This window comes from Roseibium sp. MMSF_3544, assembly GCF_030732845.1.
GTDB lineage: Bacteria > Pseudomonadota > Alphaproteobacteria > Rhizobiales > Stappiaceae > Roseibium.
This window is the reverse complement of record NZ_JASHKA010000025.1, coordinates 55,920-77,476: the sequence shown is the minus strand read 5'-3', so window position 1 is coordinate 77,476 and position 21,557 is coordinate 55,920. Positions and strand designations below refer to the sequence as shown.

20 protein-coding genes are annotated in these 21,557 nt (G+C 58.4%); 4 read left to right on the top strand and 16 right to left on the bottom strand.

Features of this window, described 5'->3' with window-relative positions:
* Window positions 1-24 precede the first annotated feature (24 nt).
* The 3 genes from RBB47_RS26020 to RBB47_RS26010 form a co-directional block, all read right to left on the bottom strand.
* Window positions 25-2,007 (bottom strand): M1 family metallopeptidase, encoded by a 1,983-nt coding sequence (locus tag RBB47_RS26020; RefSeq protein ID WP_305988830.1) that lies wholly within the window; start codon window positions 2,005-2,007, stop codon window positions 25-27.
* Window positions 2,004-3,311 (bottom strand): ChaN family lipoprotein, encoded by a 1,308-nt coding sequence (locus RBB47_RS26015; protein WP_305988829.1) that lies wholly within the window; start codon window positions 3,309-3,311, stop codon window positions 2,004-2,006. Before RBB47_RS26015 ends, RBB47_RS26020 begins: the two co-directional genes overlap by 4 nt.
* A 330-nt stretch (window positions 3,312-3,641) precedes the next feature.
* A complete protein-coding gene (locus RBB47_RS26010; protein ID WP_305988828.1) occupies window positions 3,642-4,520 on the bottom strand; it encodes a LysR family transcriptional regulator in 879 nt (292 codons plus the stop codon).
* Window positions 4,521-4,617: 97 nt separating this feature from the next.
* On the opposite strand from RBB47_RS26010, the gene RBB47_RS26005 reads away from it, so the two are divergent.
* Window positions 4,618-5,088 carry a cytochrome c gene (locus RBB47_RS26005; RefSeq protein ID WP_305988827.1) on the top strand — a complete coding sequence of 157 codons (471 nt, stop codon included), beginning with the start codon at window positions 4,618-4,620 and terminating at the stop codon, window positions 5,086-5,088.
* 20 nt (window positions 5,089-5,108) lie between these two features.
* A complete protein-coding gene (locus tag RBB47_RS26000; RefSeq protein WP_305988826.1) occupies window positions 5,109-5,669 on the top strand; it encodes a luciferase family protein in 561 nt (186 codons plus the stop codon).
* 81 nt (window positions 5,670-5,750) lie between these two features.
* Here the strand turns inward: RBB47_RS26000 and RBB47_RS25995 are convergent, their stop codons facing one another.
* The 4 genes from RBB47_RS25995 to RBB47_RS25980 form a co-directional block, all read right to left on the bottom strand.
* On the bottom strand, window positions 5,751-6,392 hold the full coding sequence (locus RBB47_RS25995; protein WP_305988825.1) for a DsbA family protein: 642 nt from the start codon (window positions 6,390-6,392) through the stop codon (window positions 5,751-5,753).
* Complete coding sequence (locus RBB47_RS25990; protein ID WP_305988824.1) at window positions 6,385-7,689, bottom strand: Coenzyme F420 hydrogenase/dehydrogenase, beta subunit C-terminal domain; 1,305 nt, start codon at window positions 7,687-7,689, stop codon at window positions 6,385-6,387. Before RBB47_RS25990 ends, RBB47_RS25995 begins: the two co-directional genes overlap by 8 nt.
* 84 nt (window positions 7,690-7,773) lie before the next feature.
* Entirely contained in the window at window positions 7,774-8,538 is a 765-nt protein-coding gene (locus tag RBB47_RS25985) for a class II aldolase/adducin family protein (protein WP_305988823.1), read from the bottom strand.
* On the bottom strand, window positions 8,535-9,725 hold the full coding sequence (locus RBB47_RS25980) for a TauD/TfdA family dioxygenase (RefSeq protein WP_305988822.1): 1,191 nt from the start codon (window positions 9,723-9,725) through the stop codon (window positions 8,535-8,537). Before RBB47_RS25980 ends, RBB47_RS25985 begins: the two co-directional genes overlap by 4 nt.
* 93 nt (window positions 9,726-9,818) lie before the next feature.
* Here RBB47_RS25980 and RBB47_RS25975 point away from each other — a divergent pair, with 93 nt between their 5' ends.
* Window positions 9,819-10,733, top strand: coding sequence for a GlxA family transcriptional regulator (locus RBB47_RS25975; protein WP_305988821.1), 915 nt, complete (start codon window positions 9,819-9,821; stop codon window positions 10,731-10,733).
* 13 nt (window positions 10,734-10,746) lie between these two features.
* Here the strand turns inward: RBB47_RS25975 and RBB47_RS25970 are convergent, their stop codons facing one another.
* From RBB47_RS25970 to RBB47_RS25945, 6 genes are all read right to left on the bottom strand, one after another.
* Complete coding sequence (locus tag RBB47_RS25970; protein WP_305988820.1) at window positions 10,747-11,682, bottom strand: sugar kinase; 936 nt, start codon at window positions 11,680-11,682, stop codon at window positions 10,747-10,749.
* Complete coding sequence (locus RBB47_RS25965; protein WP_305988819.1) at window positions 11,679-12,599, bottom strand: NAD(P)-dependent oxidoreductase; 921 nt, start codon at window positions 12,597-12,599, stop codon at window positions 11,679-11,681. Before RBB47_RS25965 ends, RBB47_RS25970 begins: the two co-directional genes overlap by 4 nt.
* On the bottom strand, window positions 12,599-13,915 hold the full coding sequence (locus RBB47_RS25960; protein WP_305988818.1) for a TRAP transporter large permease: 1,317 nt from the start codon (window positions 13,913-13,915) through the stop codon (window positions 12,599-12,601). The genes RBB47_RS25965 and RBB47_RS25960 overlap by 1 nt, the downstream gene beginning before the upstream one ends.
* Window position 13,916: 1 nt before the next feature.
* Window positions 13,917-14,498, bottom strand: a complete 582-nt coding sequence (locus RBB47_RS25955; RefSeq protein ID WP_305988817.1) for a TRAP transporter small permease — start codon at window positions 14,496-14,498, stop codon at window positions 13,917-13,919.
* A 104-nt stretch (window positions 14,499-14,602) separates the two neighbouring features.
* Entirely contained in the window at window positions 14,603-15,607 is a 1,005-nt protein-coding gene (locus RBB47_RS25950; protein ID WP_305988816.1) for a TRAP transporter substrate-binding protein, read from the bottom strand.
* Window positions 15,608-15,709: 102 nt separating this feature from the next.
* A complete protein-coding gene (locus RBB47_RS25945) occupies window positions 15,710-16,741 on the bottom strand; it encodes a LacI family DNA-binding transcriptional regulator (protein WP_305988815.1) in 1,032 nt (343 codons plus the stop codon).
* A 292-nt stretch (window positions 16,742-17,033) separates the two neighbouring features.
* Here RBB47_RS25945 and RBB47_RS25940 point away from each other — a divergent pair, with 292 nt between their 5' ends.
* A complete protein-coding gene (locus RBB47_RS25940; protein WP_305988814.1) occupies window positions 17,034-18,317 on the top strand; it encodes a cytochrome P450 in 1,284 nt (427 codons plus the stop codon).
* Between the two features lie 193 nt (window positions 18,318-18,510).
* On the opposite strand, the gene RBB47_RS25935 is transcribed toward RBB47_RS25940, so the two are convergent.
* The 3 genes from RBB47_RS25935 to RBB47_RS25925 form a co-directional block, all read right to left on the bottom strand.
* Window positions 18,511-19,392 (bottom strand): polyprenyl synthetase family protein, encoded by an 882-nt coding sequence (locus tag RBB47_RS25935; protein WP_305988813.1) that lies wholly within the window; start codon window positions 19,390-19,392, stop codon window positions 18,511-18,513.
* Window positions 19,385-20,815, bottom strand: a complete 1,431-nt coding sequence (locus RBB47_RS25930; protein WP_305988812.1) for an NAD(P)/FAD-dependent oxidoreductase — start codon at window positions 20,813-20,815, stop codon at window positions 19,385-19,387. The genes RBB47_RS25935 and RBB47_RS25930 overlap by 8 nt, the downstream gene beginning before the upstream one ends.
* A 196-nt stretch (window positions 20,816-21,011) precedes the next feature.
* On the bottom strand, window positions 21,012-21,518 hold the full coding sequence (locus tag RBB47_RS25925; protein WP_305988811.1) for a hypothetical protein: 507 nt from the start codon (window positions 21,516-21,518) through the stop codon (window positions 21,012-21,014).
* Between the last annotated feature and the right edge of the window lie 39 nt (window positions 21,519-21,557).

Genomic DNA, 21,557 nt, shown 5'->3' with positions numbered 1-21,557 from the left:
TACAGGATTGGTTCGGGCAGAGGCTTATTCTGGATCGTTGGGAATTTCGATTACAAGTGGCCCGTCCTCCGCCTCCCAGACGCCCCGGGAGGCGGCTTTGCGGCCGGAAAAGACGATGTAGCTTTGGCGTCCGTAATGCGGCAGGGGACGCGTGATCTGCGAAAGCGCGTTGCTATCGACTGCCGAAATCAGCAAAACAGGCTCGCCGTCCTCCCTGCTGCTTGTCCAGACGGTGGCAGATGCGTCTTCCGACCCCGCTGGCGGCGCATCCAACTGGTGCTCGGTAACAAACTCGGCCAGTTTGTCAGGTGTGCCAAAGACCATGAGGGCACCTTGCGGCAAGTCTTTACCGGCATCTTCCATTGATGGTCGCGTACCGGGTGCCGCAAGCCTTGCCACGATCTTCTGCGATGCCCTTGTGAACGCGTCATCGTCGGACAGCACATTTACCGAAACGTCCTCGGCAAGCATCACGTCCCTCAGGATGGGCGGACTTTCGCCCGGCAAAAGGTCTCGAAAAAGATCGAACTCGGGGTCGACCCGCACGCGGAGCGGTTTGGCTTCGGTCCTCAGCTCAACACTGGTGTTTGGCCCCGTCACCAGAATGTCCTCGCGAACTGTTCCCCTTTCGGTTTCAACCTGGACCGGCACCTTCAGTCTGTAGGCCGGTTGCGTCTGCATCAGCGACATCTCGGTAACGTAGCCCTCAGAGCCGGTTTCCAGTCGGACATCGGCAACGGAAAGGGTGGGGGCACCCGTGCGGTCCAGCCATTGCGCGAAAAACCAGCCAAGGTCACGGCCAGATGCTTTTTCAAAGGCAGCCCGCAAATCCTGCCAGCCGGCGATAGACAAGCGATGGTCGGACCAGAACTGTTTGACAGCATCGGAGAATGTGTCGGCGCCGATTTCGTTCTTCAGCATGTGGAACAGATAGGCGGCCTTGTTGTACCCGATGATCTGGGATGCCTGATGCCGTTTGGCGACAAACGTCCGGACCGGAGCATCGGCTTCATCTGGAAGGGCCGCATAGTCCCGCAGCCAGCCAAGCCGCATTTCGCGCGCGCGATCCGGGCCTGCCTTTGCGGCCAGTCCGTAGTCAGCCATGTAAGTGGTCAAGCCTTCGGCCCAGTTGCCCTGGCGATAATCGACCTGGACCCCGTTTCCCCACCAATTGTGCAGGATTTCATGGGCAAGCGACCTTCCTTGCATGAACGGCAACGGGACGATGCGCCTGTCGATAAAGGTCAGGTTGGGAAAACCCAGACCGACGGGCAATGGTGCGGAAACGATGAAGAAGTCCCTGAACGGGTAAGCTCCAATCTCCTCCTCAAAGCCGCGCAAATAATCAGCGGAGTTGCTCAGATACTGCTCGGTGAAGTCGGACAAGCCTTCGTGAAAATAGGTGCGCAGCCGGACCCCGCCGACACGTTCTTCCCGGATGTCATACGAACCGGCGAAGATCGATGGACGGTCAAACGCGAGAGCCGATTCAAATGTTGCCGCATAGCTTTCCGCCGACACCGTTTCGTCCGTCAGTTCACCTGTTGCCACCGCCCGAAAGGAAGCCGGTACGGAGACTGCCAAGCGGTAGCTTATGGTCGTGTCGCCACTATCCGGCATCCAGCCGGAAGATCCGAAAAGATAAGCCCCGTCGGGACCAGCGCCCGCTCTGGACGTTGCCTCAGCCGGGATCTTGCCACTCAAGCGCACCGTCAACTTGTTCGGTCCAGGTTTTGAAAATGTTGCGGTGAGCCGCGGGGCACCCTTGATCTGACGCGCGGTCCCATCGTCAACTTCGACGTCTTCCACCGAGAGCCATTCGGCGAAGGCAATTGTGAGTTTGTCCCGGTCATTGACTGCGAGCGTGCTTTGAACCGTGACCGATCCGGTTTCGGGATGAAGCCAAAGGTCGATATCATGGTGGACTGCTGGCTGAGCCGCTGCACTCGCCGCTTTCGAGACCGCGAGCAACACAAGCGTCAGAAACGCAAGTGAGAGAAGCCTCACTGGCCCGCGTCCGCTTCAGCGGGAAACTTCGCAATGATGGTCAGATCTTCACCGTCTCGCCTGATGTCGAGTGGCAGCCAGGTTCCGGGGGCCTGCCTTTCGATTATTGTGACGAGATCGCGTGTTGTTGCAACGGGGGAGCCTGCCGCGTTCAGCACGATATCACCCGCATTGAGGTCCGCTTCTTCGGCGATGCTGCCTTCGACGATGCTGCTCAAAAGCAACCCGCCTTCGGAGGCCGGTTCAATATAGACACCGAGCCTTGGACGGTCCCGAACAGGCTCTGAACTTTCTGACCTGTCAACGACAAAGACTGCGTCCGCCAGGCCAGCCTCAAGGGACGCGCAGCCACCGTCCGGCGTCACCGGCAGCAAGCTGGTTACTGTGTCGATGCCGAGATCGGCCAGCTGATGGGGAACGCCATGCCCGTGTTCCACGTGGCCGCGTCCCATGATCCCAACGACGACGGCTTCAGGATTGTCCCTTGAAGCTTCGGCCAGCGCTTCCGCCATAGCGCGATCCCAGGTCAGCTGCGCTTCTACAAACCGGACAAATCCCGGCTGCTCTTTTATTGGCAGATCCTCACCTGAGGTACTCTTGGTGTCGTCGCCACCCGAGGCGCGGCGCAGCTGGGCCTTCTTCGCGTAAACGTCCGCGAGTGCATCCAGATAGCCGGGACTGGCTGGCGCAGGGTCGCTGAGGCCTTCGCGTTCACCGGCCGGGACAGATGTCCACCCATTCTGACCGACTTTCGAGACCAGCGACCGGTCGACATTGAGTGCGATCACGGGAACTCTGTTCTGCCGAGCAAAATCGAACATCGGCATATAGAAGTCGGCATCGTAGCCCCAGACTTGATCCCATCGTGTTGCTTCCAGGAAAACGGGCTCTGTGAGTGAGCCGCTTGACCACTCGTCGAGCGACGTCTGGACGCTTCTTGGAAAGGCCTCGAATCCGACGATGAGCTCAGGCTGGTGCGCGTAAAGACCGGCAAGGACAGATGTTTGCCATAGATGGTCTTCGCTGGATGTGTGAGATTCGCCGAGGAGCACGACCTGACCGGCGGCGGCGCGTGACAGTACCGCTTTTGGTCCCAGCGTCTCGCCGGTCGCCGGGTCAAGCCATTGACCGGCGTCTGCGCAGACGGAGGCATCGGCTTCGGAGGATTTGGTGCCGCTTTTGCCGAAAGCGAATGCCTGGCCTCCAGTTGCCAATGCAAGGGCAATTGCCAGGGTCAGCTTTCCGGCCAGATGACGGCTTGGCGTGATCGCCAGAAAGTTGGCTGAGCTGTTTTGATCGGTCACCTGCGTTTCTCCGGTTTCATACGCGATGCGTGAGCGCCGCGTGAAGGTATCGAACCGCCCGTCCTGCGATTTGCCAGCATGCCCCTACTGTTTGATACGAATTGGGACTAGCCGCAGATTGCCGGAAAACTCCAATGAGCGCACAGTGGCCATAGGACGCGGCAACGCCTTGTTGCGCTACGGCCTGAAGGCATCTGCCTTAATGCGGCGTTCCGGCTATCAGTGAACCAGTTATGGCCGTGCTGACCTGATGGCAAGTGACATTTTCTTCACGATTGCCGTTCAAAGCCCCCAAGACAGGGTATCGCTGACGGCAGCGTTCGAAAGGGTCTAATGGGTCAGGTCGGTATCGTGTCTGAGGGCATCGGCAAAGAACTTCAAAAGGGTTTCGATACTGGGTTGTTGTCGAAAGTCCCTGTGAGTTGCCACCCAGAGATCGATCTCCGGACCGCTGCCGATTTCAAGGCAGCTTCTCAGGTGCTCGGAATTTCGACCGACAAATCCGGGAAGCATCGCGAGCCCAAGTCCCCGATTGGCCAAGGCAGCGAGCGTCAGAAAACTGTCCGCAGAGAACTCGGAGCGGGTCCGGACGTTGGAGAATTGCCATTTACCAGCAGTAGACTGCGCAAATCCAGGTGCGACACCCAACCATTTGTGCTGTTCGATCGGAAGACTGGTGTTTTCGTTCAGGTAGTTCCGCTCACCGAAGACACCGAACGTAACGGACGCCGCACGGATGCCGCTGAGCTCAGAAGGCAGATCAGCCCCTGGTCTGATCAGGATTTCCGCGCCTGAAAGTGACATGTCGATCGGGTCATTCGAGACAGCGATTTCAATGTTGATGTTTGGGTGTTTTCCCCGAAGAGCCTCAAGATAGCGGGGCAGCAGGAGGCAGGCTATGGCGTCTGTTGTTGCGAGCCGAAAAGTGCCCTCGATACCCTTTGAGGTGGAATCCAGATGTCTTCTGATTCTTGCAGAGGCGTCTTCCATCAGTTTCAGAGAAGCCAGCAAAGCACGCCCTTCCGGCCGCAGCCGGTATCCGTCATTGGCCCGGTCGAAGAGTTTGACGTCGTGCGCGGCCTCAAGCAATGCGATCCGTCTCAGGACTGTCGCATGATTGACACCCAGGATGCGGGAGGCTGCTGACAGAGAACCGTGTTCAGCTACCGCATGAACGTATTGCAATTCATCCCATCGGATCCTGTGCATGAGTGCACACCCTTCTACCTGTTTTTTCCGAATTTACGCAGTATTCCTATTATGAGAATAACAGGATGTTTAATTTTGCACATCCTGGGAGGGTGCGATGAGCCCCAGAATCTTGACGATTTTCTCGCTTGTTCTTGCTGCGATCATTGGTCCAGGCCTGGCAAATGCCGCCGGTGAATTCGACAACGCAATCAAGTCGCGCAAAGCTGTGATGACACTCTATGCCTGGAACCTCGGGCAATTAGGGGCAATGGCGAAAGGGGAAGCCGACTACGATCCCCAGGCTGCCAAAACAGCGGCTGAAAACATCAGGATACTCGCCACAATGAACAATGGCGCATCCTGGCCTCAAGGTTCCGACAGCACCGCATTACCCGGTCAAACCCGTGCCAAGGTGGAAGCCTGGACAACCTATCCGGAGAGCGCGGAGATCAACAAACAGCTTGCCGCCGCTGCGATCGCCATGGCCGAGGTTGCCGACACCGGTCTGGAAAACGTCCAGGCAAATATCGGAGCTATTGGCGGGGCCTGCAGTGCGTGCCATACGAAGTTCCGCGAAAGCGAATAGTCCGGCTGGAAAGACAAAACATGAGTTGGTGGCTGAAGCTAGGTGGCCTTGCCACCGCAGCGTTGATGCTTGCAGGACTGACGATCGGAACTGCCTACACCGCGGATGAGCGTCTCCCCAAGCGGGATGGCCTTGTGCCTGCGACGACCAAAGGTGTGCCGCACATACAGATCGGTGCAAAGCCGATCCCGGCGCTCTCCGAACGTTTGCTTGGCCGGGTGTCAACGCTTCCGGGTGTAAGGCTCCGCCCGACCGTTATTTCACTGCCGGGCGCAAAAGGGTTCTGGTTGAGCGAGAGTTTGGACCTGGCGCGTCCCAAGGCAATTGTTGGCGGCAGGGAATTCGCACATCTGCACCCGGACGGCAGCCTCCATGCGTCCTTGCCGCCCAAAAGAGCACATGAAGCGGTCGTGGCCGGTTGGGCAACAATGCACCCATGGGCAAGCAGAAGGCCCGGCTGGGAAGGGTTCGTCCTGCTTTACACGCCAAGATCCGTTGACGAAGCGGACGTTGTTTTTCAGCTCATTGTTGACGGCTACAACTACGTAACCGGTCAAAATCACGTCGCGAATGAACTTTGACGCGGCATCTTTGATGGCGCTCGCTGCCCCGGTGCGCTGCGTTTGCAAATCGTCAAATCGAATACAAAGTTGTTGGGCGCTCTACAGAACCACACCCATTCGCCAGGCAAGCTGATCGAGCCTGTCCTGGCCGTAAAAGGGCTCACCTTCAAATACGCAACAGGGCACGCCCCAATGCCCTGCATCAAGCAGGGCCTTGTTGTTGGCCAAGAGATCGGCACGAAAGTGATCCTTTTGAGCGTCGATCAAGTTATCGAGTTCTGCCAATTCCAATCCAGCGGCAGAGACGGCCTGGGCAATGTGATCGCCGAGGTGCCAGTTTCGGGTGTTTCCATCCCAGATCAGGCGCATCAGCCTGTCGTAAAGCTCTAGCCCGGAGCCGAGAAAGCTTGCGGCCATCAGCAGGTCCAGAAGCCGCCATACCCGAGGCTGATCCGGTTCCGCAATCCATAACGAGCCAGGTTTGAAGGCGACTGGATACGGGTCAGCTTCTTTATATGGAATACCAAGAAACTGAGCCGTTCGCTGAACGTCCAGGATGAAATAATCCTGTTCCATGGTGTCGCGGTCTGTGAAGGCGTCAGCAATCCTGAGGACACCTGGCATGACCGGCTTAAACTGCACCGAAACCGCCGGGATTTCCGCCAAACGCTTCAGGCGAGGGACTGCGAAATAACAGTATGGGCTCTGGATGGAGAGGTAAGCGTCAACGCTCTTATTCATGTGCGGCGCCACCGATCGCGTCTGAATGCTGTGGCCGGCTTTCATGGGCCTTTCCGGCGCGGATGCGCGAGACGGTGCCCTCGAATTGCGATCTGTTTTCCTCATCCGTGTTCTGAGCCATCAGGGCCTCTAGCCTGAGGTCGACTGTTTCGGGTGCAAGGTGCCCGGCATGGCGAATGCCTTGAAGGCGCGCTCCGAGCGCCAGTTTTTTGCGAAGCTGATGCGGCTGAAAGCGGTCCATGTCCCTCGGGGAGAGTGATTTCTCGGCCGTCAGATATCCCGCTTCTATTGCCTCGTTCAAAAGGGTTTGCCCGCGCGAACTCCGGGCCAGCACCGCGTTGCTGCCGGGATCCTTGTGGTGATCCGATGCCTGCTCAGGCGAGGGGGCGCCCCCGATCCAGGTGTCCGACGCAGCGATATCCGCAGCTTCTCCGATGCCGTCAGGGCAGATTTTGCAGCGCCAAGGCAAGGACCAGGCGCTTTCGTCTTCGCCCCAGAAGTCGAGATACGTCTTTTCGACAGCTTTGCCATCGTCCTGCTCCATCCGTGTCGGACCAGGGCATCCGTTTCCGCGATATTGCAAGCTGGCCAGTCGTTCGAACGCGATGCCGAATTCGCCGACACGTTTGCTTAGCGCCGGCGTTTCCATGAAACCACCGCAGACAGGTGTCATCATGATCCGGCAGAATTTGTCCACGCGCTCGTCAAAGCGTGCCAGATTACGCAAGGCGGTGACATCGCAAGGGGTGCCGACAAATGCGAAGGGTCGTTCTTCGGCGAGCCTGTCGTCAATATCGATCAGGGTCGCTGTGGGTCCGTATCGTGAGCCGGCGCCCTCAAGGACTTCGGCGCGCGTCCGGCTGACGTGCGGCGCGCCGAAACTAGGATGCGTCTTCGATGCCTTCGCGTGGACAATAAAGTCCACCTGCCCGCTTTCCAGGAGATAGAGGGAGAGTGCCGTCAGCGCACCGCCCGTTGCTGCTCTGAAACGGACATCCTGATCGCTGGCATGAGTCATCAGGATCTGCCGATAGGGGCCCCAAACGAGATCGGTCTCGGTCTTTGCGTCCACAAGGGTGTCGGGAAGACTTGCGATGCGCGTGCCCGGGCAAACTTCAAAAATCCTGTCCACGAGCCCAGCATCGAGAGGACGATCGAGGAAGGGGCGCAGGCTCCCGTCCTTGGTCGGTCCAACCTTTATTTCGTTGTCAGAGAGCGCCTCGCACAAACCGCATCCGATACAAAGTGCATCCTCGACGATGCGGAAAAACCGGTCTTCGGGGGCGAGTTGCGTCATCTGGTGCTCCAGGGAAGGGCGACGGCCTACCAAAACAGGCGAGGAAGACCCTCTCCGCATCGATGCGTCACTGTTTGAACCACGTCAATCCTTGTACTCCGGGCACCGCTGGTCCAGCAATCGCAGAAGGCCGGCCCATTCGGTTTTGCCGTTGTAATTGTAATGATCCGACTTGGCCATCTGGTCCTGATACCGGGCTACCTTTTGCGGATTGATCAGATGCAGGGGCCGTCCCATCGACAGGGTTTTGATCTGCGCCGAACAGGTCTGACGTAGAAAATATGCTCTGAAAAATGCTTCCGAAGCGGCTGTGCCGAGCGCATAGTAGCCGTGGTTGCGGCTGATCAGGATTTGGTTCTGTCCCAGCGTGTCAACGAAATGGCGGCCGAATTCTTCGTCCTCTTCAAATTCGTATTCGATATAGCCGGTGATGTTGCCGAGATAGACCGCGGGTTGGTTGAGCGGCAGCAATCCGTCTTCGATCGAACCGACCGCCATGACTTCTTCTTCGTGCCCGTGGACGAAAAACATGGCCTCCGGCCGCGAACCGAAAATCCATTGGCACAGGTTCTGGACACCATCATTCAGCCAGGGCCCGTCTGTTGCAACCGGCTGTCCGTCCGGACCAATCTTGATCATCGCCGAGGCTGTCGCTTCCTCCCAGAACATGCCGTATGGGTGCACGAGGTAATGATCCGGCTGATCCGGAACCCGGGCTGCCACGGCTCCATTGGCTAGGTCCGACATGCCGTAGTGCGCAAGGATACGGAAAGTGGCAGCAAGGTCGACCCGGGCCTGCCATTCCGCGTCGCTACAAGGATGCTGTGAGAGTCGCGTGATGCCGTTCATGGTTTGATTTCCTGTTTCAAGATGCGTTCTGCAGCACGGACCGCCGAGTAAAGATCGTCGCGGTCGGCATAGATCCCTTCAATGAACCTGCTGCCTCCCGCCGCGTCATAACCGTTGCGCCCGTGAAGCGCGCGGCGGTTGTCAAATGCGAGCAGGTCGCCAGGCCGGTAAGCGAACGTCATCTGGTAGCGGGCCTGCTGGGCCCGGGCAGCGAATGCGCGATAGCTGCGATAGGCCCGGTCTTGCTGATCCAGAGACGCTACCAGGGGTGCCCTTAGCCAGGTGTTGTAGCGTATGCCGGTAACAATGCCGTCGCGATCGCGCTCGATCACCGGACCGCTTGCCTTGTAGCTCGTTGTCCTGGAGCGGTTGTTGTAGGTCCAGTCGATGTCGCAGAGCGCCCGAAAGTGCTCAGGTTCTTCAACGCGCAAATCTTCGGCAATCTTGTAGCCATCCACATAGATGCCTTCGCCGCCGCTGGTGGAGTTGGCCCTGCAGAAGAGAAACTGAAGACCGTGGGGGCACTCACGTGTCGGCATGTCGATATGCTGCAGCAGTGCGTCGGAGGTAAAGGCGTTGCTGTCCGGGGCGTCCTTGATTTCCAGGGTGTACATGCGCCCGAAATTGGATTCGCGGATCGCGCCAATGCGTTCGACGACACTTTTCAGCAGCCCGTCCGCATCAGGCAATCCTTCCAGGCGGGCGACGCCATAGTCGCGCAAGGACACAAGCCAGTCATGCCAAGCCTGGATATTCTTGAGTGCATCAGGACCGTTTATCGTAGGTGGTTCGGGCTGATCCTGGCCAGTCCAGAGGACCGGGGCCTGTTTTTTGCCGTCTTCGCCGAACCAGCCGTGGCTCCTGAGCCAGCCGGCGTGAAAGCTGGTGGGCGGGCGCCCGTCCGACCAATGAACCTGGACGGCACCAGTCGACAGAACGGCTGGCGCAAAAACAGTCAGATCGTCGGGTAAAGAGAGCGGTGACAACGTGGTTTCGCGCGAAAGAACATGCAGCGTTTCAGGTGAGGGGTCGTTCTCTGCCAGCAGGAACGGATGGTAGAGGCTCTTCCTGCCATCAGACCAATTCACGCAGAGCGCGCCGTCTTCAACCGAGACGGTTTCCGGCAAATGTTCAACGGGCCAGACATCGAAATCCGGAGTGATCGGATAAGGTTCCGCGGTTTTCAATTTTCCGTCCTCCCTGTTTCCAGAATTCTAGCTGGGCAATGCCTGTTCGGATTGATATGAAACAACAAAAATCTGACGCTAAAGAACAGTCTCATGAAGAGTGTTTGCATCCACATTGCCGACGGTTTTCCGATCCTGTCGCTGACGCTGGTGACAGAACCGCTTCGCGTGGCTAACCGGGAAGTTGGGAAGACTGTGTTCGAATGGGCTCTGGTGTCGGAGACTGGCGGCACCTGCCGGTCATCAAGCGGCCTTGCCCTTGAAACGTCGACGCTGCCGAGTGGCGTGCCCGATGCCGCTGTACTCCTGGCATCCTACCAGCCGGAGCGCTCTGCCACGGAAACGACGCTGGCGTGGCTGCGCCGTATCGACCGGCATGGCGGCTTGTTGGGCTGCGTGGATACAGGAGCGCTGGTCTTTGCGCGCGCTGGGCTGCTTGAGCGCCGCCCCGCTGCCGTTCACCCGGAGGCGATTGCCGGTTTACAGCGCCAGTTTCCAGGAAGCCTCTTTGTGGACCGGATGTCGGATTTTTCACCGCCGCGCTTCTCAAGTGCAGGCGGCGTTGCGACGCTCGACATGACGCTGGCACTCATCTCCCATTTCGCCGGCGCCCAGATTGCACGTCGCGTCGCCGACATTCTCACCTACGCACCGCGCTCCGGCAGCCTGGCCTCTGCGCAGCTTCCAGGCAGCGTCCCGCGAGAGGTGCGCGATGCCGTCGCGATCATGGAGGCCAATCTTGCGGACGGGCTGCCCGTTTCCGAGATCGCCAGGCGGGTCGGTGTGCCGGTCTGGAAACTGCGCCGCCTGTTTCTGCGCCATCTACATGCTGCGCCGACACAGTATTTTGTCGACCGCCGACTTGAGCGGGCGCGTGACATGCTCCGAAACACGACGCTCTCCGTTGCGGAGGTCGCCTCTGGCTGCGGATACAACAACGCGGAAGTTCTGAGCCGCGCCTATCGTGGGCGATATGGATGCGCGCCTTCGGAAGACCGCCATTACTAGAATACGAAATTGGTCACCCGGCATCTTCCAGAACGGTATCCGGCATTGCCTCCGGCGGAAGAATTGCGCCTTGGGCGAGCACGACACGGGCCGCGAGTGCATGCCCGGAGGCGACAGCACCGGCAATGTCTGCGCCGTTTAACCGGCTTGCAAGAAAGGCGGCATTGAAGCTGTCGCCGGCTCCAGTTGTGTCCACTGGTCTGGCGACCCGCTCAAGCGGAAAACTTCGTTGTCCTTCAGGGCCCGAATAGTGCACGGGCCCACCACCGGTCTTTAAAAGGACTGCGGGCGCGCCTAGAGAGCGCAGGGTTTCAAGTGCCTGGACCGGTGTGTCGGCGCCCCAAAGTTCGCTCACATCGTCAAGTGAGGGCAGGGCCAGCGTCGATGCTGCAACGGCATCGGCAACCGAACTGCGCGCAAGATCCGCATTTTCCCAAAGCGCGGGGCGGTAGTTAAGGTCGAAATAGACAGGGCGGCCGCTCGCCTTTAAACGCATCATGTGCCTGACAAGGCGGGCGCGCGCGCCCGGGCTGATAATGGCGAGCGTTACCGCGGACACGAAAAGAGCAGGTGCTTCTGCAAGTGCAGTGTCCTCTGCGGCGTTTTCCTGCAACAGCTTGCGGGCGGCTGATTGTTCCCGCCAATAGGTGAAGGAACGTTCCCCGTCGGGCGCGCATTCGATCATGCTCAGACCGGGTGTCTTTCCAGGCATCCGCATGATCGAGGCCGTATCGATGCCTTCATCGGCAATCTTTGAAAGGATCCAGTCGGAGAGCCGGTCGTTCCCAAGGCGGGTGACATATCGTATCTGCCCAGGGCCGAGCATGCGGGCCATATATACCGCTGTGTTGAGCGTATCTCCGCCAAGACCCTGTCGAAAGACACCTGGCTTGTGGATCGGTTGCGTCAGTTCGACGAGAGGTTCGCCAATCAGAACCATTCGGGTCATTTTTTGACCTCCAAAGGTGTGACAAGCGGGCGTCCGTCGAAAAAGGCAGCCAGATTGTCGATTACCAGGCGTCCCATTGCGCGCCGGGCATCGGTCGTTGCCGAAGAGACGTGCGGTGTGACTATGGTGTTAGGCAGATCCATGATTTCATGCCGTGGGCTTGGTTCATCCTGAAAAACATCAAGGGCTGCCCCACCGACCTCACCATTTCCAAGGGCGCTGATCAGCGCTTCTTCATCGACAATGCTGCCGCGAGCGACGTTGATGAGCATGCCGTCCGGCCCGAGGGCTCGCAAAACGTCTGCACCCACAAGCCCGTTGGTTCCGTCGCCTCCGGCGGCCGCGACGATGAGGACATCCGCGTCCCGGGCAAGTGCTTCGGGCGACGCCCGATAACCGGCTTCTTCGCCCGGAACAGCAGCAAGGTCGGAATAGATCACGGTCATTCCGAATCCTCGCGCCAGTTCGGCAATTCGCCGTCCGATACGGCCATAGCCCAGGATGCCGACTGTCTTTCCCTTGAGGCCGAAGCCGAGATCGAGCTTGGCTTTGGCCCAGGCTCCGGTTCGCACATGTGCGTCACCTGCAACAATGCGCCGGGCCGCAGAGAGCAAAAGTGCCAGAGCGTGCTCGGCGACCGCATCGGTGAGCACACCTGGTGTTGTTGTCACTGCGATCTCCCGGTCCCTTGCCTGATCAAGATCGATCCGGTCGACGCCAACGCCATAAACCGCGATCATTTGCAGGGCGGGAAGCCGGGCCATCAGATCGGCGGGAAGGCCGATGTCACCCTTAGTCGCGACCGCTGTGATCCTGGACGGATCGGCGAGTGCGGCCGCTTCGTCCCGGGTGTCGAACCGCGCGCGGATCTCATCGGTGATCTCCTGCGGCTGCAGAGGGCTTCGCAACATAAGCATCAGCGTCCTCCGATCAGGTCCGGCGCGATCCAGTTGGGCAGACCGAGCGCAATTTGAGGAAAGACGATGATGGCCAGAAGCACAAGCAGCATACCGGTGAGATAGACCAGCGTCGGCCCCATCGATTGCAGGAGCGCAATGCCGCCGATCTTGGAGGCGATCATCAGGCAAAGCCCGTATGGCGGCGTGATCAGACCGAAGCCGAGTGCCATGACGCCGACGATCCCGAAATGAACCGGGTGAATGCCGGCGGCGAGCGCGAGCGGCAGAAACAGTGGTGCCAGGATCGCCATGGCCGGAAGGCTGTCCATGAACGTGCCGATCAAAAGCATCACCAGGGCCATGACAATCAAAAGCATCGTCGGGTTGGAAATGGTGATGCCGCCCATCAATGTGCCCGGGATCTGGTAAAACGAGATCAGGTACCCGAAGACCGAGGCGCCGACGAGGCTGAAGAGCGACAGTGAAGCGAGGCGCACCGTGGCACTGGAAGCCTCAAGCACTTTGCGAGCCGTCAATGTCCGATAGATGACAAAGCCGAGGAACAGGGCATAAAGGACGGCGACCACGGCAGCTTCCGTGGGTGTGAAGATGCCGATACGGATGCCCCCGACGATAATGATTGGGATCGCGGCGGCCAGCAGCCCGTCGCGGGCGGACGACATCACCTCCCGCATGGAGGCGGGCTCGTGAACCGGCACGTCGTATTTTCCGACGAACCAGTAGTTTACCGCGAACATGGATAGGCCAAGCAACAGGCCGGGAACGATGCCGGCCAGGAACATGCCGCCGATGGATGTGTTCGTCAGAGCACCCCAGACAATCATGTTGATGGAGGGTGGAATGATGATCCCGATCACGGATGATGCGGCGGTGACGGCTACCGCAAACGGGGTCGGATATCCCTCACGCTTCATCGACGGGATCAAGATGGCACCGACACCTGCGGAATCGGCGGTCGACGATCCCGAGACACCTGCAAACATGATCGATACGGCAACGTTCACATTGGCAAGCGCGCCTCTGAAACGTCCGAAAATGTTCAAGGCGAACCTTATGAGTTTGTCGGTTACCTCCGCCTTGTTGATGAGGTTGCCGGCGAGAAGGAAGATCGGAACCGCAAGAAGCACGAAACTGTCCATGCCGTTGTACATGCGCTGGAACACGACCCAGGCTGTGACGCGATCGTCGAGAACGACCATGGTGATGGCCGTCAGCACGAGGCTGAACGCGATCGGGATGCCGAGAGCGATGTAGAGAAACAGCAGGCCGAACAACAGCCAGGGGAAGAGGAAATAGAAATCAGAGCCCAGCATGTCAGCGATCCTCGTCCTTGTGGCGGAGCGGACCGTCGGGGTCCAGATCGCCTTCGCGCAGCGCGATTTCTTCGGGAGGAAGCGAATTCAGCTCCAGTTCCATCTTGTCGAGCCCCTTGGTCAGAAGGGTCAGGACGCGCTGGAGCATGAACAGCGCCATGACGACACCGGCCGTGAAGAAGCACACATAGATCCAGAACATCGGAAGCTGGGCAGCCGTGGAACGCCGCCGCCAGCCGGTTTCGGCGAATTCCCAACCGGACCAGATGAAAAAGATCGCGATGAGCACCAGCACGATTTCGCGCAGGTACCTTGTGAACCGGTCCATCCGGGAGTTCTTCGGAAAGGCGTCCAGGACGAAGTGATCGGAATGATAAACACCGAGTGCCGTGCCGAGCATGATCGTCCACTGGAAGGCGAACCGTGAGAACTCTTCCGTCCAGTAGATCGGGGGCAGAACAGGCAGGTTGCGGCTGACGATCTGGTAGAGAATAAGGCTCAGGAAAAAGGCCAGAAGTGCCAGCAGCACCCATTCCAGCACCTTTTCGAGGCCGCGATTGAAGGTGTCGAGACCGCGCAGCATGACGCATCCTCCCTTCGGTCTGCGGTGGCAGAACCGTGCGAATTCGTTTGTTCTTGAGATGGTCCGGACCCGCCCGTTGTCAGGACGGGTCCAGGTGTTTTGGCTTAGTTGCCAGTGCTCACGTCGCCGGCGCTTGACTGGATGCGGCTGTAAAGATCAGCCAGTCCCATGCGGCCAGCCACTTCCAGAACGGCGGGACGAACGAGTTCCTGCATTTTTTCGCGATCCATTTCGTAGAGCGTCGCGCCTTCTTTCTTCAGAAGTTCCATGGCCTCGGCATCCTGACGAAGCTGGACCTGACGCGCGAGTTCTGACGCCTCGGCACCGGCACGCAGCACGATTTCACGCTGTTCGTCGGTCATCCGGTCCCAGGTCGCGCCTGAGAAGGTCACCAGCCTAACGGTGATGTCGTGTTCGGACAGACCGATATGCGGAGCGACCTCGTGGAAGCGCATGCGGTGGATCCATTCGGCCTCGTTCAGCAGGCCGTCGATCGCACCGAGCTGGAGACCGGTGTAGATCTCGTTCCAGGCAAAGTTGGTCGGCCGCGTTCCCAGCGCACTCCAGGACGCGATGAGCGGATCGGTCGGGTTTGTGCGCAGCTTCATGTCGGCCAGATCATCCAGCGAGTTCAGCGGGCGGTTGGAAACGACCTGACGCTTGCCGCCGCCGAAATAACCGATGATGTTCACACCGCTTTCGCCGGCGATCAGCTCTGCAATGTCCCGGCCGACATCACCGGACAGCACCGCGTTCCAATGATCTTCATCGCGATAAAGGAACGGGAAGGTGAATATATTGGCAGTTGGTGCGAAATCGGTGATCTTGCCCGGGTTTACGATCGAAATGTCGAGGGCGCCGGCCATTTGCTGCTCGAAGAGCTGGCCTTCGTCACCCAGCACGCCGTTGGGGAAGATCTGCACTTCGATCGCGCCGTCCGAGTACTCCTCGGCGAGCTTCTTGAATTCCTCGGCACCGGCCTGATAGGCCGTGTCTTCAGCGCCCAGATGACCGAAACGCAGTGTCAGGTCGGCCGCCGCAGCAGTGCCTGCGGCATAGGCGAGTGCAGCGCCTGCAATTGCAAATGTGGCTATCTTGGTGAGTTTCATGCTAGGTCCTCCCTTGCTTGTGGACGGGCTTCTTCGCCCGGTACGTAAGCGCGGCACCGCCTTTGGTTGTCAGGCCTGGCGCGGTGCCGCTCCTTCGAAGTCTTAATCGGTGAGTGTTGCTCCGCACGACTGCCTGATGATGAGCCGTGTTGGAATGATGATCCTTTCGCTGGCCATGTTCGGGTTGGCGATCCGCCGCAACAACAGATTTCCTGCCTCGCGCCCGATGTCGTGGCCATGCGTTTCAACCGTTGTGAGCGGCGGATAGGCTTCCGAGCTGGCATCGATGTTGTCGAACCCGGTCACGGCGACGTCACGTCCGGGGACAAGACCGGCGGCCCGTATGCTCGCCATGGCACCAAGCGCGACCCTGTCGTTGAAGCAGACGATTGCCGTTGGCGGATCATCGGCTGCAAGCAAGCGCGCCGCGCCTTCGCGGCCTCCGCGGCTCGTATTTGCTGTCTTGATGATGGTGTCGGCAGGCAGATCTGCGCGGGTAAGCGCGGCCCGGAAGCCTTTCAGGCGCTGACGCGTTGCAGAGTGTTCAAGATCACCGCCCAGAAATGCGATCCGGCGATGTCCCAACCGGACGAGGTGCGAGCAAAGCGTTTCAATGCCGCTCTCGTAATCCGCGCTGACGAAATCGCCCTCGGTGTCGGAAATGGAGCGCAGCATCTGGATAACGGGAATGCCCCAGTTTCGAACCGTTTCGAGCAGGTTCTTGCTTGTTCCGGGGGCGGGGCAGACGATGAGCCCGTCGACGGATTGTTCGCGCATCCGGGTCAGGAGTTCTCTCTGGCGATCAGGGTCTTCGCGCGTGTTCAGAAGAAACGATATCTTGCGCGCCTCACCGATGACCTCGTCGACACCGCTTACCAGTTCGCCGAAGAAGCTGTTCGAGAGCGTTCCAACAACAATGCCAACCGTGTTGGACTGGCCGGTGCGAAGCAGCGCGGCACCGCGGTCGTATACGTAACCGAGTTCCTCAGCCACCTCTTCGACGCGCTGCCTGGTCGCGAGCGATACACCGGAGTTGCCGCGCAAGGCCATGGAGACGGACGCGGTCGAAATCCCCAGTCTCTGGGCAATGTCTCCCAAAGTGACACGTCGCGCCTGTTCCGAAGATTGCTTCATCGATTTATCTTTTTTCCCCAGATTTATCGTCAGTTTTTTTAACGGTTTTTAATTTTTAACTTAATCGATTAAGTTTGTCAAACCACCTGACGACAATGTGAAGGAAAGAGAGATAGTGGGCGCTCGCAGTCGGATCGAGTTCATCACCAGCTCGTGCACATGCACACGCCGGTGCTGCTCAATTGCCATGAGTTTGTCTTGGGGAGCTGAAGAGTGGGGAAGGCTGCCATTTCCGGTCATTGGCTGGTAGGCTTCCGGGTGGTTTCTACGCCCAGATGCGGCACAGGTTGTGATGCTCATTCCGGAGAAAATTCTTTATCCCCTGTTTCAAAAGATAGCCGCACGGCCGGCTTTGGCCGAGCTCGTCTTCTTTTTCGATCCGTGGGGAAATCCTTTGGGCGAAACCTTTGCCCGCGACCCCTCTGATGCGGTTGCGGCAATGCATCGGGAAGGGCCGGTCACCTACCGCGCCCTTTACCGCCACTGGATTGTGACCGGGTACGAAGAAGCGCTGGAGATCTTTTCCCGCGACGATCTGCTTGTTGGCGATCCAATTGGTGTTCTGCTGGGCGTTAAGCCCTACAAAGAGCTTTCTGCGCTGGCAAAGTGGACGTTCCAGAACCTCATCCTTGTAAGCGACCCACCGAGCCACACCCGCTTGCGCCGTGCAGTCCAAAGAGAGTTCACACCCAGCAGGACAGAGCGGCTTGAAGCGCGCATCAAAGAGGTCGCCGAGGATCGCCTGGCACATTTGGCACAGAACCCGAATGCCGATCTGGTGCGCGATTATGCGACGCCCCTCGCCAATGCAGCAGTTGCCAGCCTGATTGGAATTCCAAAGGAAGATTGGGGTTGGTCGCAGGAAATGACGAATGTGATCGTGCAGTTGCTTGATCCACTCCTGCGGTTCGATCCGGAGATTGTCAGCGGCGCAATCGATGAATTATTCGCGTATTTCGAAACTCTCTGTGACAGGCGCAAACAGCACCCGCAACAGGATCTCCTCAGCGCAATGCTGCAGGTGGAAGACCAAAAGCTGAACCGCAAGGAAATCATCACCATGGCGATCATGATGCTGGGCGCGGGCTCGCAAACGACAGGAGGATTGCTCGCCAATTCCGTTTTTGCGCTGTCGCGGTTTCCGGATCAGCAGGAATTGCTGCGCAAACAGTCCGGTCTTTGGCCAAATGCGATCGAAGAGTTCTGCCGCTTCGACACATCTGTAAAATTTGCGCCGCGCACCACTGTCAGTGACCTAAAGATTGGCGGCAAGACGATCCCAAGTGGCTCAAATCTCATGATTCAGATCGTTGCCGCAAACCGGGATCCACGACGCTACGCGGACCCTGACCGGCTTCAACTTGATCGCAAGGATCCGCAGCCTCTGACATTCGGATATGGCATGCATTTCTGCCTCGGCGCTGCGCTGACACGGCTGGTTTTGCGCGTTGGGCTCACCGCTCTGCTGGAAAGGTTTTCAGCGTTCGAGATTGACCAGAAAAGCACAACATGGCGCAAATCGCTGCTGCTGCGCGGTGCGAACCTGATGCCGTTCAAGGGCGTGCAAGCCAGATAGCCGTATTGGCTCCATCAAGTGGCTCCGTAGTCTTCAAAAGGGCTCTTAAACGGCCAAATCCGAAGGACGGCAAAATGGCTGTACCTCGCAGAGTCACCGTGCTTGACCGGGCATAAAGCCCGCTCTGCACACGCTTCCTCCCGAGATTTTGCCATTTCTGCCGCCAAATCGGCTTCATTTATGGGTCCGAACCCTAGTGTGTGGCCCAGCTCGCCTCGCAAACGATGCTTCGCAGCCAGTCGGCTTCCGGTCCGAATTTCTTCAGTTCCTTCAGCGCAAGCGTCTGGTAGGTCCGGCTTTTTTCCACCGCGCCGTTTACGCCGAGCCAGTCCGTCGATGTAAATTTGCCCAGATCCTTGCCCACTTCCTTGCCGACTTGGTCGGCGGTTGCGGTGACGTCGGCAACATCGTCCATGAACTGGTATGACAATCCGAGATAATGGCCGGTCCTCTCCAGCCGGTCGGCGTCCTCGTGATCTGCGCCGCAGATGATCGCACCGGCGCGCGCTGCGGCACCGTAAAGCGCAGCGCTTTTCAGTGTGTAGCAGTCCAGCAATCCATCCGAGGAGCCATCCAGGACATCGCTGGCGAGATCGAGGCACTGGCCTTCGATCATGGCTAGGCCTGCGCTGCTGAGGCTGAGGGCTGCCCGGACGCGTCGTTCCTCCGGTACACGTTCGTTGTTCAAGCTGATGTCATAGGCCATGGTCACCAGAAACACCGGAGCCATGTCGACCGCCCATCGCGGAAAAACAAGGTGGGCGCAGGGTTTGCCGCGACGCAGGGCCGCGTCGTCCATCGAGGGCAGGTCGTCGAGTATCAGCGAGGCGGCGTGCGCGAGTTCCACGCCGCATGCGCCGGGCAATCCGATCTTGAGGGCGTCCCGATGGAAAATCCGTCCGGAGGCAACGGCGACGATCGGCCTCCAGCGATGACCGCCTCCCAACGCGACATATTGTGCAACCTGCCGAACTTCCGTGTCCGGATAGCGGAGAAACCGTTGCTCAAGATAGTGTTCGACCGAGTCTCTGACCTCCGCTTTTTCCGATTTGTAATCAATTTCCTCGTCAATCATTGTGTGCTCCGGCAGCGGTGGATTCCCGCTGCCTTCCCTTGTTGAAAAGTGTTTTGAGTCGAATGGAAACGGGCTTCGTCAATACGTCCAGCAAGACCGGCAGGCGAAGCAGGGCATAGTTGTCGACCATCCCCATCGTTCGATAAAGTGCGGTGATCGTACGTTGGCTCTGCACCCTGATCGCCCGATCGACATACCAGCTGGTGATCCGGTGCAGGATCGTGCGGCGTCCGTCTACGCGGTGTCCGTGCCTAAGGTCTTCGGTCGTTGAGAAGAGCCAAGGCACCGTCAGCATGCGTTCGCACGCCTTTTGTGCAGAACGGATTGCCCGCCGCAACGACTGTCGGTCCCTTAAATTTCTGCCGGCGAGTTCCTGTTTGATCTTCTGAGCCTGCAGGGCCGCGATCGTCATGCCTTGACCGTAGAAGGGGTTCACCGTGCAAAGTGCATCGCCCAGAACGAGCAGACCATCCAGCTTGCGCGACAGATTGCTGAAGGACCTCTTGCGGCTCCCTTGCATCCGGTATCCGACAATGTTGGAAACCGGCTTGCTTTGCCGGATGTGCTCAAGCAGTGCCGGGTCTTCCAGTTTCCGGACGTGCTCCAGAAACCCGTTTTCGTCCGTGGAGGGCCGGCCGTCCAAAGCACCAACCAGGCTCGCAATCCAAATGCCGTTTTCCTCAGGGTAGATTCCACCAGCACAGCGGTTTTTCGGCGGAAACCAGGAGATCGCGGCAACTTTCCAGTCTTCTTTCCAGACCGCAGGGCGTTCAAAACGGCGAGAGGCGTATCCGACATGGGCGTCGACGACCAATTCGGGAACCTTGATCTGCCGGTCTCTTAGCCAATGCGAGGCCACCGATCGCTGGCCGCTGGTGTCCACGACAAGATCTGAATGGATTTCCTCAGGTCTGTTTTCCGGGCCGGAAATGGAAATTCCGGAAACCCTTGAGCCGGCTTCGTCATACAAGAAGCCGGTCACCCTGCTGCGTTCGCGGAAGGTTACATTGCCGAGTGCCGCAACACGTCGGCGGATTTGCCACTCAAGCAGGTTACGGCTCAGGAGCAGACCCTTCAGGTCAGACGAAAATCTGGGCAAACGTCTTCCGCGAACATTGACGATTGCGTCGCGGCACGCATCGCCCGGTATCGCTCCAGCTTCAATGAGTTGTTCCATGATGCCGGGAAACAGATCAACAATTGCCCTGACACCGCCGACGAGCAGAATGTGCCCATGGGCGGACTGCGGCGTGCCCGGCCGGCCCTTTGGGCTTTGCGGAAAACTGTCGCGGTCGAAAATCGTGACTTGGTCAAAGACGTCGGCAAGCACCCTGGCTGCAAGCAAACCAGCTATGCCTCCGCCAATAACGGTCGCGCATGACGTTGGAAATACTGATGCGGAATTATTTGCCGGCGTCCTCATTAGGGAAGTCCGATGAAAACAAAAAACAATGCTTGGCAATTATTTGATCAAATATACCGAGATCAGTCCATTAAAAACGATCATTAGAATGTCAAAGTGAACCCTAATTGGAGTTTTTCAGCTGGGGCATCTTCTAGAAATAGTACTCAGGCAACTTTACGACTTCTAGTTATGCTGAAACAATTGCTTCAAATACTCATTTCTTGAACTGAACGGAGCTCAATTCAACGAAAGAGCCGTTCGAAGGGGGTCTGGCACTTGCCGTCAAGGTCAACGCAGCACCGCGAAGCGACCACTTTGCTCTGTGCTCCAGCTTCTGTTTCGTGCTTGTTTCCTTTGCCTCAAAGGTGAAACTAATCTGGTTTGCATCCTTTCGGCCGGAAATAGCCGCATCGCCTCCACCGCGAGGGACCCGCCAACGTCCCGTGACACGGTTCGATGAAGCTGAAACAGCAATAAGACCGTCCAGCGTGAATGTCTTGTTCGCAACAGCGCATCTGCCGGTCGTCTTAAGTTCGCTCTTGTCTTTCGAAAGCGCATTGCGAATACGGCAGAAGACAGCTTCCTTCGGTGCTTCCAGGCTTTGTTTCGCCCATCCGCGGCCGGTCCAGTTTCCCGAAAGGTCGGCAAGCAACGTGTCCGCTTGGGCCGGCAACAGGACTAGGGGGAGAGCAACTGCTGCGATAAAAATTCTTGCCAGCAACTGTATAACCTCCGATCGGCGAACCAGCGCCTCTGTTAA